This is a genomic window from Phenylobacterium sp., from assembly GCF_036502675.1.
Classification (GTDB): domain Bacteria; phylum Pseudomonadota; class Alphaproteobacteria; order Caulobacterales; family Caulobacteraceae; genus Phenylobacterium.
The window spans coordinates 1-14,146 of record NZ_DASXYF010000064.1 but is presented as its reverse complement, the minus strand read 5'-3'; the positions used below and the strand labels follow the sequence as shown (position 1 = coordinate 14,146).

Genomic DNA, 14,146 nt, shown 5'->3' with positions numbered 1-14,146 from the left:
GAACTCGTCCAGTGGCACGCCGTATTGCAAGCCGATGGAGATCGCGATGGCGAAGTTGTTCATTAGCGAGCGGAAGGCGGCGCCTTCCTTGTGCATGTCGATGAAGATCTCGCCGAGTTCGCCGTCGTCGTACTCGCCGGTGTGCAGATAGACCTTGTGGCCGCCGACCGCGGCCTTCTGGATGTAACCCTTGCGGCGGTCCGGCAGCTTGCGCCGCGTGCGGTCGCGCTCCACCACGCGCTCGACGATGCGCTCCTCCGGCTCGGGCGCGCGGGCGGGGCGCACCTCGGGGAGAGCGGGCAGGCTGAGCACCAGGTCGGCGGGCGGCGGCGCTCGGCGGACACAGATCGCGCCGGCGGCCTGGTTCAGCACGGCCAGCACGTCGGCGGGCGTCGCGTCCCACGCCAGTTCAAGCTCGGCGACCGGCGGGACGGCGAGGGCCGGTTCAAGCGCCTGGACCATCGCTTGCCGCGCGGCGTCACCGAGCGCGTCGGCGGTGCGGAAAACCGCGCGGGTCTCAGGCGTCAGGAACTCCGCTTCGGCCAGGCTGTCGGCGCCCCGCGCATGGGCCTCCGCGGCCGCGATGTCGGCCGCGGTGAACCCCATCAGGGCCAGGGCGTCGAACTGCGGATCGGTCAGCTGTTCGGCGCTGGCGCCCAGGACGTCGCGCAGGAAACCCTCGCCGATCACCGACGGCGCAAAGCCGTCGTTCAGTCGGGCCACCAGCGGCAGCATGGCCTCGACGGCGGCGATCTCGTGTTCGGTGAAGCCGCGCGCGGCGAGGGCCGCGTGGTTGACGCCGGGCGCATCGGCCAGGTCCGCGCGACCGAGCAGTTCGGCGTGGGCGTCGGCCGCCTCGACGCCGGCCAACGCCAAGCCCCGCACAGCGGCTTCGCTCAGCACCCGGACGATTTCACCGTCTGCGCTCTCGGCGAGGGTCACGGGGCCGTTCCAGGGCTCGCCCGACAGGCGGCCGGCCCCGAGCCGCAGCTCCAGCTCCGGATCGCGGAACAGGGCGAGGCCCGCCCCGGTCCCCGCCGTCGCGCGTTCGGCCGCCAGGTAGAGCTCGCAGGCGGTCTCGCGCGCCGCGTCGCTGTCGAAATCCAGGCCGTGCGCCACCAGCCAATCGCCGAGCCCGGCGAGGCCGACGGTTCCCCGCGTCTCGCCGGCCGCCGCCAGGGCGCGAGCCAGGAGGGCGACCGCGGCCTCGAAGCCGTCGATGTCGAAGCCGTCGACAGTCCAGAGCGCCATCAGGTTCACGCCGCCGCGCAGGCTCGTCCCGGCGAAGGCGATGCGCTCGGCGCTCGCGCGGCTCGCCGCCACGACGACCTCGCCGGTTGCCCAGGCGGCCTTGGCGACGGCCTCGTCAGCGGGGCCGACGACCACCAGACCCAAGCCGGCGCCCGTCCTGGCGGGAAGCTCAAGGTCCCAGGCGCTGTCGCCTGCCCTCGCCAGCGCTATCGCCTCCAGGATCATGGCGTCGGACGCCCCGACCGTCCGGGCGGCCTCCGCGGCCCTGGCGAGGCTGGGGTTGGCTTGCGGGTCGGCGCAGGCCGCCGGATCGCCCTCGCACCGCAGGACCGCGTCCATGACCGCCTGCATCCGCCGCCCGAACTCGATGGCGGCGATTTCCGCGGCGATGCGCCCGCGGTGCGCCGCGACCGCGCCGGCGATCTCCGGCGATCCGGTCTCCGCCACCGTCGCCGGGTCGCCCGACGGCGCGCGGCCGATGGCCAGGGATCCGCCGAGCAGCGCCTCGGTCAGGTCGTTGCGGAAGCGCGTGCGGCCGGCGAGATCCTTGACCAGCCCCTTGGCCTGGGCCCGTTCGGTCAGGTCTTCCACGTAGTCGCCGATGGCGGACGGCAGGTCGGGCGCGCCCTCGGCCCAGTCGAGCCAGGCGTCGAGCTGCGCCGCCGTCCAATGGGCCGGGGCCAGGACCTCGATCAGGCGTCCGCCGACCTCGGCGGTCCGCGCTTCGATTCTCGTCCGCGACACTTCGCGCGCCATTCGCCGACTCCCTCGCGGAAGGGTAGGGCGCTCCGGCGCGGCCAATCAATAGATGTTGCGGCGCCAGGGCGCTTCATCCCCAACATCTTGCTTTATCGACGCCCGGCGCGGCGCTGGACGCTCCAAATCGCCCCGCCTATAGTCCGCCCGCCCAATCCTCCCTCTCCCAGAGACCAGAACGCCTGTGCTGAACCTCCTGAAAGCGATCTTCACCTGGTGGAACGGCGCGACGATCGGCGCGCGCTTCCACATCGGCCGCCGCGGCGTGTTCGTGGGCCAGGACGACCGCGGCAATCGCTACTTCGAGGCCAAGGACGCGTCGGACAGCTACGACGGGCGCAAGCGCCGCTGGGTGATCTACCAGGGCTATGCCGACGCCTCGAAGGTCTCGCCCGACTGGCACGGCTGGCTGCACTACACCTTCGCCGAGCCGCCGACCGTGGAGCCCTTCCGGATCAAGAGCTGGGAAAAGGACCACCTGCCGAACCTCACCGGCACCATCCACGCCTATCGTCCGGCCGGCGCGCTGTCGCGGGGTGGCGAGCGCCAGAAGGCGACCGGCGACTACGAGGCCTGGACCCCCAAGTAGGCCAGGCCATGCCGTCCCGCCCGTCGCCGAAATCCATGCTGGGCCGCGCCGCCTGGCTCGTCGTGCTCGGCGGGCTGGCCGCGTCTGGCGAAGTGTCCGCCCAGCCGCCCGGCCCGCTGATCCAGGTGGTCCCGGCCGAAGCCCCGCCGCCCAAGACCGGCGCGGTGGAGCAGGCGCCGCCGGCCACCGTCGCCACGCCCGAGCCCGTGGCCGTGCCGCCGATCTCCGAGAAGGAGGTCTCCGCCGCTCCGCCGCCGAACCAGCCCAAGCCGCCGCCGGCCCCTGTGCGCCGCACCCGCTACGACGTCGCGGTGATCGAGGCGCTGGACAAGGTCACCGCCGAGAGCCTGCGCTTCGAGGCCGCGGTCGGCCGCCCGGTCCGTTACAAGAGCCTGGTCTTCACGGTGAAGGCCTGCGAGCGCTCCACGCCGGACGAACCGGTGAACGACTCCATCGCCTACCTGACCGTCGACAGCCAGCCCCGCGCCGCGCCCGGCCGGCCGGCGCTCGCCCCGCGCCAGGCGTTCAAGGGATGGATGTATGCCTCCTCGCCGGGCCTCCATCCGCTGGAGCACCCGGTCTACGACGCCTGGCTGATCACCTGCAGGGCCGCCGCCCCGCCGAGCGCGCCCGCCCGCTGAAACTCCGCCTCCACCGACAGCGCCGCCTTGAGGCGGCGGTGATAGTCGGCGCGCGAAATCTCCGTCGCCCCGAACTGCGTCAGGTGCCCGGTCATGAACTGGGCGTCGAGCAGCCGGTAGCCGCCGGCCACCAGCCGCGCCACCAGGTGGACCAGCGCCACCTTCGAGGCGTCGCGCCGCCGCGAGAACATGCTCTCCCCAAAGAACGCGCCCTTCAGCGAGACGCCGTAGAGGCCGCCGACCATCTCGCCGTCCAGCCAGCATTCCACCGAATGGGCGAAGCCGAGCTCGTGGAGCTGGACGTAGAGGTCTTCGATCGGGTGGCTGATCCAGGTCTCCAGCCGGCCTGGCCCAGCCGTGGCGCAGGCCTGGACCACGCCGCGAAAGTCGGCGTCGGCGCGGATTTCGAAAGGCTCGGCGCGCACGGTTCGGGCCAGCCGGCGCGCCACATGGAAGGCGGTCAGCGGGATCACGCCGCGCCGTTCCGGATCGACCAGGAAGACGCGCTCGTCGTCCCGCGCGTCGGCCATGGGAAAGACCCCGCGCGCATAGCAGTCCAGGAGGTCGCGGGGGTCGAAGCGGGGCACGCCGCAGCTTAGCCCGGCTGGCGGGGCGCGCGCGACCGTTCCTGGCCGCCCAAGCTGACGCCGGGCTTTCGCCGCCAGATCGCCGTCAAACCGCGGCGGCCTGCGCCTTCATCCAGTTTTCCAGCCAGTGGATGTTGTAGTCGCCGGTCAGGATGTCCGGCTGCACCAGCAGCTCCTGGAAGAGCGCGATGTTGGTGTCGATGCCCGCGACCACGATCTCGCCCAGGCAGCGGTTCAACCGCGCGATGCACTCGGCCCGGTCGCGGCCATGTACGATCAGCTTGCCGATCAGCGAGTCATAATAGGGCGGGATCGTGTAGCCGGCGAAGAGCGCGCTATCGAGGCGCACGCCCAGGCCGCCCGGCGCATGGAAGTCCGTCACCTGGCCAGGCGAGGGCGCGAAGGTCTTCGGGTTCTCGGCGTTGATCCGGCACTCGATGGCGTGGCCCTCGAACACCACGTCGGACTGGCTGAACGACAGCGGCAGGCCGGCGGCGATGCGGATCTGCTCGCGCACCAGGTCGATGCCGGTGATCGCCTCGGTGACCGGGTGCTCCACCTGCAGGCGGGTGTTCATCTCGATGAAGAAGAACTCCCCGTTCTCGTAGAGGAACTCGATGGTGCCGACGCCGAGATAGCCGATCTTCTTGATCGCCTCGACCACGACCTTGCCGATGGCGGCGCGGGCCTTGGCGTCCAACGCCGGGGAGGGGGCCTCCTCCAGCACCTTCTGGTGGCGGCGCTGCAGGGAGCAGTCGCGTTCGCCGAGGTGGCAGACGTTTCCGAAGCTGTCGGCGATGATCTGCAGCTCGATATGCCGCGGCTTCTGTAGGTAGCGCTCCAGGTAGACCGCGTCGTCGCCGAACGCCGCGCGGGCCTCGGCGCGGGCGGTGGAGACCGCTTCCGCCAGGTCCTCGCGGGTCGCGGCCACCTTCATGCCGCGTCCGCCGCCGCCGGCCGCGGCCTTGATCAGCACCGGGAAGCCGATGGCCTCGGCGGCGACGAGGGCCTCCTCCTCGGTGGTCACCGCCCCGTCGGAGCCCGGGACCACCGGGATGCCGGCTTCGATCGCCGCCTGCTTGGCGGCGATCTTGTCGCCCATCATGCGGATGTGCTCCGGCTTCGGCCCGATGAAAGTGAAACCGTGGGCGCCGACGATTTCGGCGAAGCGGGCGTTCTCCGACAGGAAGCCGTAGCCCGGGTGGATCGCCTGGGCGCCGGTGATCTCGGCCGCGGCGATGATCGAGGGGATGTTCAGGTAGCTCTTGGCCGCCGGCGGCGGGCCGATGCAGACGCTTTCGTCGGCCAGGCGCACCCACATGGCGCCGGAATCGGCCTCGGAGTGCACCGCCACCGTGGCGATGCCCATTTCCTTGCAGGCGCGGTGGACCCGCAGAGCGATCTCGCCCCGGTTGGCGATGAGGATCTTGTCGAACATCGCGCTACTCGATGACGACGAGGGGCTCGCCGAACTCCACCGGCTGGGCGTCGCCCACCAGCACCTCGATCACCAGGCCGGACCGCGGCGCCGGGATCGGGTTCATGGTCTTCATGGCCTCGACGATCAGCAGGGTGGCGCCGGCCTCGACGCGGTCGCCCACCTTGATGAAGGGCTCGGCCTCAGGCTGCGGGCGCAGGTAGACGGTGCCGACCATCGGCGACTTGACCACCTCGCCGCGCTCCGGGACGTCGGCCACGCCCGGACGGGCCTCGGCGGGCGACGCGGCCATGGGCGCCGGGGCGTAGGCCATCGGCGGGGCGGCGTACTGCAGCGTCGCGCCGGGGGCCTTGACGACGCGGATCCGCAGGCCCTCGCGCTCCACCTCGATCTCGGTCAGGCCGGTCTCGGTGAGGATGTCGGCCATCTTGCGCACAAGACGCGCGTCGATCGGTTCGGCTGGAGCCTTGGCGTTGCCGGCCATGGGGAATCCCTTGTTGCTGGAGGCTCAGGCGGAAAGGCCCGCGGCGGCCTCGACGGCCAGTTCATAGCTCGCCGCGCCGAAGCCGGAGACCACGCCGGTCGCGGCCAGGGACACGTAGGTCTTGCGGCGGAAACTTTCCCGCGCCGCCGGGTTGGACAGGTGGCACTCGACCACCGGCACGCCGACCATCTTCAGCGCGTCGAGGATCGCCACCGAGGTGTGGCCGTAGCCCGCCGGGTTGATGACCAGGGCGGAGGCCTGCTCGCGGGCCTCCTGGATCCAGTCGATCAGCTCGCCCTCATGGTTCGACTGGCGGAACACCACCTGGCGGCCAAGCGCCTTCGCGCGCGCCTCGCAAAGCTGGCGCACGTCGTCCAAGGTGGACTTGCCATAAATCTCCGGCTCACGGACGCCCAGGAGGTTGAGGTTGGGTCCGCTTAGCACATAGATCGGTTTCGACATTCGGCTCCGCCGTCGATTCCGCCGTCTTGTAACGGGCGGGGCTGCGCGTCACAAGCATTGGCGCCGGAGTGCTGACCCTTGAACCTGACCATTAACGGAGAGACCCGCGCCATTGGCCCCGTCGGCGACCTCGCCGCCCTGGTGATGAGCCTTGGGCTGGACCCGAGGAAGGTGGCCGTGGAGCGCAACCTGGAGATCGTGCCGCGGTCGGCCTATGCGGCCACGGCGCTGGCCGACGGCGACCGGATCGAGATCGTCCACTTCATCGGAGGCGGCTGACATGGATGGAACGACGACCCCGGCGGACGGAACCTGGACGGTGGCCGGCCGCACCTTCACCTCGCGGTTGATCGTGGGCACTGGCAAGTACAAGGACTACGCCGTCAACGCCGCCGCCGCCGAGGCTGCGGGCGCGGAGATGGTGACCGTGGCGCTGCGCCGGGTGAACCTCTCCGACCCCAGCCAGCCGATGCTGGCCGATTATTTGAAGCCGGAGCGATTCACCTACCTGCCCAACACCGCCGGCTGCCACACCGGCGAGGAGGCGGTGCGCACCTTGCGCCTGGCCCGCGAAGCCGGCGGCTGGACGCTGGTGAAGCTCGAGGTGCTGTCCGACGCGCGCACCCTCTATCCGGACATGGAGGAGACGCTGCGGGCGCTGAAGCTGCTGGTGGCCGACGGCTTCCAGGTGATGGTCTATTGCACCGACGACTTGGTCTACGCCCGCAAGCTGGAGGACGCCGGGGCGGTCGCCATCATGCCGCTGGCCGCGCCGATCGGCTCCGGCATGGGCATCCTCAACCCGGTGAACATCCGGCTGATCGTCGAACAGGCCAAGACGCCGGTGGTGGTGGACGCCGGCCTGGGCACGGCCTCGGACGCGGCGATCGCCATGGAGCTCGGCTGCGACGCGGTCATGGTGAACACCGCCATCGCGCTGGCCGGCGACCCGATCCGCATGGCGCGGGCGATGAAGCACGCGGTTATCGCCGGGCGGGAGGCGTTCCTCGCCGGCCGGATGCCGAAGAAGATGCTGGGCGACCCGTCCTCGCCGACGGCGGGGCTGATCTAGGGGCGAAGAGGTTCGAGCCGGTTCCAAGTGCTCCCCTCAGGGGGAGCTGTCAGCGAAGCTGACTGAGGGGGTTACACCCCCGGCGCCGGGGGTGGAAACAGATGCTCCCCCATAGGGGGAGCTGTCAGCCGCAGGCTGACTGAGGGGGTTGAAACCCACAGCGCCGCGGCTGAAACCCCCTCCACCGCTTCGCGGTCCCCCTCCCCCTGATCGCGCTTCGCGCTGGGGGAGGATCTCGCCCTCGGCGGGCATTCCAAGGTCGTCGCGGATGCGGGTGATGGCGGCTTCGAGCGGGCCGACGAGGAAGGCCTCGAACAGGGCGTCCTCGTCCAGCCGCTCGTCCAGCCGCTCGGCGAGCGACTCGGCGGCCTCCTGCTCGGCCTCGTCGGTGAAGATCTCGCGGGAAAGGGCGGTGCGGATCTGTTCCTTGCGCGCCTCGGTGCGCCGCGCGGCCGCCGTGCGGTCCAGCCGGGCCACTTCGTGGCGCTCGCGGGCGAGCTTGGCCTGCAGCGCGATCGCCAGGCGCACGCTGCGCGTCGCCCGGTGGAAGGCCAGCGCCAGGGCGTCGGCTTCACCCACAGACTTCACCAGCCCAACCTGGGTCTTCAACTCGCGGGCGAAGGCCAGGCCAAGCTCGGCCAGTTCGCGCAAAACGCGATCCTGCTCCTCGGCCGTGGCGTCGCGGTCGGACATGAACAAAACAAGAACATATGGAGCGGCGAAAGTCAAGTTTTTCGCGTTGCTTCAATTCCTCCCCTTCATGGGCAGGGCAATTGCATAGAACTCGGCGTGTCCGGTTAGGCCCCGGCTTTCGCCGGGGCGAGCGGGACTGGATCAGCCGGCTGCAGGCTGCTTCAGCTCCCCGGCCTTCGCCTGGGTGATCGCCGCCTTCAGCGCGCCGATGTCGGCGCCGGGGATCATGGTGTCGCCGACGATGAAGGCCGGCGTCCCTTGCACCTTCAGCTTGGCGGCGAGGGCGCGGATCTCGGCCACCTGCTTTGCGATCTCGGGGGTGTCGGAAGCCTTGCGCACCTGCGACGGGTTGAGGCCGAGGGCGGCGAGCTGGCGGTCGATACCGGCCTCGTCCAGAGGCTTCTCCGCCATCCAGGCCTGGTAGAGCGCCAGGCCGTTGGCCTTGCCGGCCGGGGTCAGCGCCACCTTGGCGGCGGAGTCCGAGGCGGCGCCGAAGATCGGGAACTCCTTGAAGACGAACCGGATGTCCGGGTTCTCCTGGATCAGCTTCAGGACCTGGGGGGCGGCCAGTTTGCAGTAGCCGCAGTTGTAGTCGAAGAACTCGACCACCGTGACCTTGCCGTCGGGATTGGCCACGAAGTCGCGCGGGTCGCGCTCCAGCTCGGCGCGGTAGTGCGGGATGAGCTTGCGCGCGTCGGCCTGGGCCGCAGCGGCCTGGGCCTCGGCCTCGGCCTGCTTCTTGTCCTGCAGCTTGGCCACCGCCTCCTCGATCACCTCGGGATGCTCCAGCAGATAGGCCCGCACGCTCCGGCCGAAGGCGGCCTCGGCGCGGCTGGGCTTGCCGTCGGCGACGGGTTCCGCGGGGTTGTGGCAGGCGGTCAGGGCGGCGGCGAGGGCGGCCACGGCGGCAAGGTTGGTTTTCATGCGGTCCAGATAGCGGCCCGGCGCCGATTTGCGAAGCTCAGCGGATCGAGCCGGTGCGGATCGAGCCTTCCTTGGCCAGATCCTTCAGGTCGTCCTTGCTGGGCTTGGAGACCAGGACGATGTCGGTGGCCCGGCGCCATTCCGGCGAGTTCTTCTCCAGCTTCTCCCGAGCGCGCATGGCGAACACCAGCGCCTGGCGGTTGTCGCCGACGGCGAAGTTGTACTCGGCGGTGGCCAGGCGCGCGAGGCCGTCCCGCCCCTGCTTGTCGTAGGCCTCGGCCAGCAGGCGCCAGGCGACGGCGTTGTCCTCCTCCCGGGTCAGCGCCTTGCGGAGCTCCGTAACGCCCTCCGCCACCTTGGCCTTGTCGTCCAGCGCGATCAGCGTCTGGCCGAGGTTGATGCGCAGCAGCGGCGCGTCGGGCTGGAGCTCCACCGACTTGCGTTGCGGCGCCTCGGCCTCGGGCGCGCGGCCGTATTCGAACAGGATCTGGCCCTTCAGTTCCCAGAGGAAGGGATTGTTCGGCTGCTCGGCCAGCAGGGCGTCGATCAGCTTCAACGCCTTGTCCGGCTCCTTCATCTGGTAGTAGGCGATGGCGCGGGCGTAGCGGGCCGGGTAGGCGGGATCCTTCTCGCCGTACTTCACGATCGCCACCTGCGGGTTCATGAAGCCCTCCAGCTTGGCCTTCATGATCTCGTGCTCGGCGGTCGCCTCGGGCGTATCCACCTGCGAGTAATGCGGCAGCTTCTCCACCCGCAGTCGCAGGGCCTCGATCCGGTCGGACGACAGCGGGTGGTCACGGAAGAAGGCGTAGCGGCGGGCCTCGTCGAACACCTCCTGGTAGCGGAAGTTGTCGAAGAAATCGGCCAGGCCGCGGCCGGAGAGCCCCGCCTTCTCGAGCAAGGTGGCGCCGGCCTGGTCGGCGCGGGACTCCTGTTCGCGGCTGAAGCCGATGGCGCCCAGGGTCCCGAAGTAGCCGGCGCTGCCCACCAGCCCCGCCGCGGCGTCGCCGGAGCCGGCGATGGCGGCCAGCACGCCTAGGCCCATGGTCAGCAGGAAGGGCTTCATGCCGGCGGCGGTCATCTCGCCGGAACGCGCCACGTGGCCGGCCGCCAAGTGGCCCACTTCGTGCGCCATCACCCCCTGCAGCTGGTTGGGCGTCTTGGATTCCATGATCAGGCCTGTGTAGACGGCCATGGTCTTGGGACCGGCGAAGGCGTTCAGCTCCTTCGAGCCGATCAGCAGGATCTGGATGTTCCTGGGGTCGAAGCCGCCGGCCCGCAGGATGGGGTCGGCGTCCTTGTGCAGGATATCCTCGATCTCGGTGTCGCGGATCAGCGACATGCCGCTGTCCTGCTGGGCGAAGGCGGGGAGCGCCTGGACCGCCAGGGTCGCCGTGAGCCCGACGGTCAGCGCCAGGCGGGCGAGAGGACGGAAAGGCGTCATGCTCTGCTCGACAACGGCGGGCGACCGCCGATCACGGGGCGGATCAGGAAAAGGAGCCGCGGTCGCACGAGGCTAGATGTAGCGAGCTCTTGGGCAATTGTAAGGCTCGCCCTGCGCCGGCATGGGCATGATCCATGCCGGCGCATGACGGCTCAGAAATGCGGGTCCCGCGTCACCCGCGCCGCCACCAGCCGCGGCGGGGCGCGGTCGGCGGGGCGGAGATCTCGGCGGGGTCCGGCGCCCGGTCCACGGGCGCCGGAGCGGCTTCGACCAGGGCGGGGGCGGGTTCGGCGACCGGCTCCAGGATTGCGACGGTTTCCGGAACCGCGGCGGGGGCGGGCTCGGGCGCCGTCTCGGACGGGGCGGCGGCTGCGGCGCGCGGCGTACGGGTCCGGCGCGCCCGCGGGGCGGGGGCCGCCTCCACCGGCTCGGCGGGCGCGACGTCGGGCGTCGGCGCCTCGGCGACGGGTTCGGCCGGCGCTGCGGCGTCAGCCTCCACAGTCTCCACAGCGTCTGCAGCTTCTGCAGCGCCACGGCCGCGGCCCCGCGCGCGGCGGCGCCTGGGCTTGTCCTCGGCGGCGGGCAGCTCGACCCAGATATCCTCCTCGCCGCCGGCCGCCGCCGGGGCGGGCATGGGCTGCGGGGCGGGGGCGGACGCCGCGCCCTCGGCGGCGGGGGCCGCCACTATGCGCAGGTCTTCCGCCGGGTCGTACCAGACGAAGGGATCGTCGCCGTAGGGCACCCAGGGCCGGGTCCAGGCGAAGGCCTCTGCGGGACGCGCGTCGTCGCGCATCCGCCGGCCGCCGCGGCGGCCCCTGCGGCGGCGGCGTCCAGCAGCGCCCTCCTCGTCGCCGTCAGCGGCGGCGGCGCGGGGTTCCGCGGGATGGGCGGGCGCCTGCGCCTCGCGCGGTTCGTCGCGCCGGCCTCTACGGCGACGCCGGCCGCGGCTGCGGCCGCCGCCCTCCTCGTCGTCGCCGGCCTCGTCGCGCGCGGGGCGCTCGACGCGCGGGGCGGCCTCGACGATCTCCTCTTCCTCTTCCTCTTCCTCGTCCTCGACGTCCTCGAGATCCTCTTCCGCCTCGTCCAGCTCGTCCTGGTAGTCGTCGGCGGGCTCATAGGGCGCCAGCGGCGCCTGCAGGAAGGCGGCGTGCTCGGCGCGGGTCTCGGTCGAGGTGCGCTCGATGGCGCTGTCGGCGTGCGACAGGGCGTCGTCCACCTGCACGGTCACGAACAGGCCCGAGGCCTGCTGCAGGCGCGCCAGGTGCGGGCGCTTCTCGTTGAGGATGTAGAGCGCCACGGCGCGCGGCGCCTTCAGCGTCGCCTCGCCGCCGCCCTTCAGGGCCTCGATCTCCAGGGCCCGCAGGGCCGAGAGCGCGCTGGATTCCACCGAGCGTACGCGGCCGGTGCCGGCGCAGTGCTCGCAGACGTGGGTGGTGCCCTCCAGCACGCCCGAGCGGCGGCGCTGGCGGCTGATCTCCATCAGGCCGAAGGGACTGATCTTGCCCATCTGCACCCGGGCGCGGTCGTCCTTCAGGCAATCCTTCAGCTTCTTTTCGACGGCGCGGTTGTTCTTGCCCTCGTCCATGTCGATGAAGTCGATGACGATCAGGCCGGCCAGGTCGCGCAGCCGCAGCTGGCGGGCCGCCTCCTCGGCGGCCTCCATGTTGGTCTTCATGGCGGTGGCTTCGATGTTCCGCTCGCGGGTCGAACGCCCCGAGTTGACGTCGACGGCCACCAGGGCCTCGGTCTGGTTGATCACCAGGTAGCCGCCGGACTTCAGCGGCACCACCGGGGAATAGATCTGCGACAGGTGGTCTTCCACCCGGTGCTTGACGAACAGCGGCGTCGGTTCGCGGTAGAGCTGCACCTTCTTGGCCTGGGACGGCATCAGCATGCGCATGAAGTCGCGCGCTTCCTTGAAGCCGTGGTCGCCCTCCACCCAGACACCCTCGATGTCCTTGTCGTAGAGGTCGCGGATGGCCCGTTTGACCAGGTCCTCCTCCTCGTAGATCAGCGCCGGCGCGATGGAGTGCAGGGTGGTCTCGCGGATGTTCTCCCACAGCCGCAGCAGGTATTCGTAGTCGCGCTTGATCTCCGCCTTGGTGCGCTTGGCGCCGGCGGTGCGCACGATCAGGCCCATGCCGGGCGGCACCTCCAGGCTCTGGACGACGCCCTTCAGGCGCTTGCGGTCGGTGGCTGTGGTGATCTTGCGGGAAATCCCGCCCCCTCTGGCGGTGTTGGGCATGAGCACGCCGTAGCGGCCGGCCAGCGACAGGTAGGTGGTGAGCGCCGCGCCCTTGTTGCCGCGCTCTTCCTTGACGACCTGCACGAGCAGGATCTGGCGGCGCTTGATGACTTCCTGGATCTTGTACTGGCGGATCGGCTGGCGGCGGCGGCGCTCGCGGCTCTGCGGCTCCTCGCCGGCATCGTCGCCGCCGAGCACTTCCACCGGGGCAGGCGCCGAGATGCTGTCGACTGGAATCTCCGCAGCCTGTGCTGTCTCCGATTGCGCTTCGGCGGGGGGCTCGGCCGCCGCCTCGGAAGTGACGATTGCTTCGCCGATCGGATCCACGACTGCCGCGGCACCGATCGGTTCCACCGCCACGGCTTCGCCGACCGGCTTCTCGGCAGCGGCGTCGCGGGTTGGCTCAATGGAAGCGGTTTCGCCGTTTGTATCGGCGGCAGCGGTCTCCGCGGGTGCCGGCGCTGCCTCCGTCTCGGTCTTTGCCTCAGTCTCAGTTGCCGGTTCCGGCGATGCCTCGGACGCCACAGGTTCTTCGTGTGCCGCAGGCTCTTCAACGGTCTCGGCGACCGGCGCCTCCTCCAAACGCTCGTTCGTGGCCGCTGCGGCCTCGGCAGCCTCGGCTGCCTCTTCCCGTGCGTCCTCGATGTCCGTCCGGTCGATCCTCTCCGACCTGTTCTCCTGCTCCTCGTCCGCGAGCCGCTGCTGCTCGGCGATCAGCTTCTCCCGATCGGCCACCGGGATCTGGAAATAGTCCGGATGTATTTCCGAGAAGGCGAGGAAGCCGTGGCGGTTGCCGCCGTATTCGACGAAGGCGGCCTGCAGCGAGGGCTCGATGCGGATGACCTTGGCGAGATAGATATTGCCCTTGAGCGGTTTGCGCGAGGCCGTCTCGAAGTCGAATTCGGTAAGCTTGGTTCCATCGACGACGACCACCCGGGTCTCTTCGGGGTGGGAAGCATCGATCAGCATGCGGCGGGCCATTGGCGCGCTCCTCGAGACGTTGGGGACCCGATCCGGCGCGAGCAACCGGCGGCCTTGCCGCCTCTCTGGCGCGAGGGGGACGGTGCGTTTCGACCCGCCGAACGGCCCACTCAATCTGGCCAAGACGGGGAAGCATCGCATCGCCGGACTACAAACGCAGTCCTGCCGACCTCGAGGTTCCTGATAAGTCGTCACCCGGAGCGCGGCCTCCGAAAGGGGCGCTACGACGGCGGCGACTGCTCGCAGACTCAACATACGGTGTTCGGGTGGACCCGACAAACAAAAAGTAGTTCCTTAGAAAATTGATATAAGTCGTTGAAAATGCTATAAAACAAAAATGCTGCGCCGCTCCATCATCGCTCTGCCGCTGATCTTGTCAGCGCCTGGCACGTGGGCGGCGCCGCAGAAAGCACCGATCAAGAAGCCCTTTCCCAAGCCCAAGCTGATCGCGCTCGATCCCGGTCACGGTGGCCGGGATCCCGGTGCGCTGGGCTATAACGGGACCCCGGAAAAGGGCGTCGTCATTGCCGTCGCCCGCGAGCTGCAGAAGCAGCTCCTCGCCGGCAACAGCTATCGCGT

Annotated in this window: 14 protein-coding genes; 5 read left to right on the top strand and 9 right to left on the bottom strand. The window is 70.4% G+C overall.

The window, feature by feature from the left end:
• Nucleotides 1–2,007, bottom strand: a 2,007-nt coding sequence (locus VGL30_RS07470) for a ribonucleotide reductase (protein ID WP_331538416.1), incomplete at its 3' end; no start/stop codon positions are given.
• Nucleotides 2,008–2,194: 187 nt separating this feature from the next.
• On the opposite strand from VGL30_RS07470, the gene VGL30_RS07465 reads away from it, so the two are divergent.
• A complete protein-coding gene (locus tag VGL30_RS07465; RefSeq protein ID WP_331538418.1) occupies nt 2,195–2,596 on the top strand; it encodes an NADH:ubiquinone oxidoreductase subunit NDUFA12 in 402 nt (133 codons plus the stop codon).
• Between the two features lie 8 nt (nt 2,597–2,604).
• Nucleotides 2,605–3,237, top strand: coding sequence for a DUF2155 domain-containing protein (locus VGL30_RS07460; RefSeq protein ID WP_331538413.1), 633 nt, complete (start codon nt 2,605–2,607; stop codon nt 3,235–3,237).
• Here the strand turns inward: VGL30_RS07460 and aat are convergent.
• The 4 genes from aat to aroQ form a co-directional block, all read right to left on the bottom strand.
• Nucleotides 3,177–3,824 (bottom strand): leucyl/phenylalanyl-tRNA--protein transferase, encoded by a 648-nt coding sequence (gene aat / locus VGL30_RS07455; RefSeq protein WP_331538411.1) that lies wholly within the window; start codon nt 3,822–3,824, stop codon nt 3,177–3,179. The genes VGL30_RS07460 and aat overlap by 61 nt on opposite strands.
• Nucleotides 3,825–3,909: 85 nt before the next feature.
• Complete coding sequence (gene accC / locus VGL30_RS07450; protein ID WP_331538409.1) at nt 3,910–5,262, bottom strand: acetyl-CoA carboxylase biotin carboxylase subunit; 1,353 nt, start codon at nt 5,260–5,262, stop codon at nt 3,910–3,912.
• A gap of 4 nt (nt 5,263–5,266) precedes the next feature.
• Nucleotides 5,267–5,746: an acetyl-CoA carboxylase biotin carboxyl carrier protein gene (accB, locus tag VGL30_RS07445; RefSeq protein ID WP_331538406.1), complete on the bottom strand. Its 480-nt coding sequence runs from the start codon at nt 5,744–5,746 to the stop codon at nt 5,267–5,269.
• A gap of 24 nt (nt 5,747–5,770) precedes the next feature.
• A complete protein-coding gene (aroQ, locus tag VGL30_RS07440) occupies nt 5,771–6,208 on the bottom strand; it encodes a type II 3-dehydroquinate dehydratase (RefSeq protein WP_331538403.1) in 438 nt (145 codons plus the stop codon).
• 78 nt (nt 6,209–6,286) lie between these two features.
• Here aroQ and thiS point away from each other — a divergent pair, with 78 nt between their 5' ends.
• Together thiS and VGL30_RS07430 are read left to right on the top strand one after the other, a co-directional pair.
• A complete protein-coding gene (gene thiS, locus VGL30_RS07435) occupies nt 6,287–6,487 on the top strand; it encodes a sulfur carrier protein ThiS (RefSeq protein ID WP_331538401.1) in 201 nt (66 codons plus the stop codon).
• Between the two features lies 1 nt (nt 6,488).
• Nucleotides 6,489–7,280, top strand: a complete 792-nt coding sequence (locus VGL30_RS07430; RefSeq protein ID WP_331538399.1) for a thiazole synthase — start codon at nt 6,489–6,491, stop codon at nt 7,278–7,280.
• A gap of 36 nt (nt 7,281–7,316) precedes the next feature.
• Here the strand turns inward: VGL30_RS07430 and VGL30_RS07425 are convergent, their stop codons facing one another.
• From VGL30_RS07425 to VGL30_RS07410, 4 genes are all read right to left on the bottom strand, one after another.
• Complete coding sequence (locus tag VGL30_RS07425; RefSeq protein ID WP_331538397.1) at nt 7,317–7,973, bottom strand: hypothetical protein; 657 nt, start codon at nt 7,971–7,973, stop codon at nt 7,317–7,319.
• A 141-nt stretch (nt 7,974–8,114) separates the two neighbouring features.
• Nucleotides 8,115–8,897, bottom strand: coding sequence for a DsbA family protein (locus VGL30_RS07420; protein WP_331538394.1), 783 nt, complete (start codon nt 8,895–8,897; stop codon nt 8,115–8,117).
• A gap of 37 nt (nt 8,898–8,934) precedes the next feature.
• A complete protein-coding gene (locus VGL30_RS07415; protein WP_331538392.1) occupies nt 8,935–10,341 on the bottom strand; it encodes a M48 family metalloprotease in 1,407 nt (468 codons plus the stop codon).
• A 172-nt stretch (nt 10,342–10,513) separates the two neighbouring features.
• Complete coding sequence (locus tag VGL30_RS07410) at nt 10,514–13,567, bottom strand: Rne/Rng family ribonuclease (protein ID WP_331538390.1); 3,054 nt, start codon at nt 13,565–13,567, stop codon at nt 10,514–10,516.
• 337 nt (nt 13,568–13,904) lie between these two features.
• On the opposite strand from VGL30_RS07410, the gene VGL30_RS07405 reads away from it, so the two are divergent.
• A partial coding sequence (locus tag VGL30_RS07405) for an N-acetylmuramoyl-L-alanine amidase family protein (protein ID WP_331538388.1) occupies nt 13,905–14,146 on the top strand: 242 nt, incomplete at its 3' end.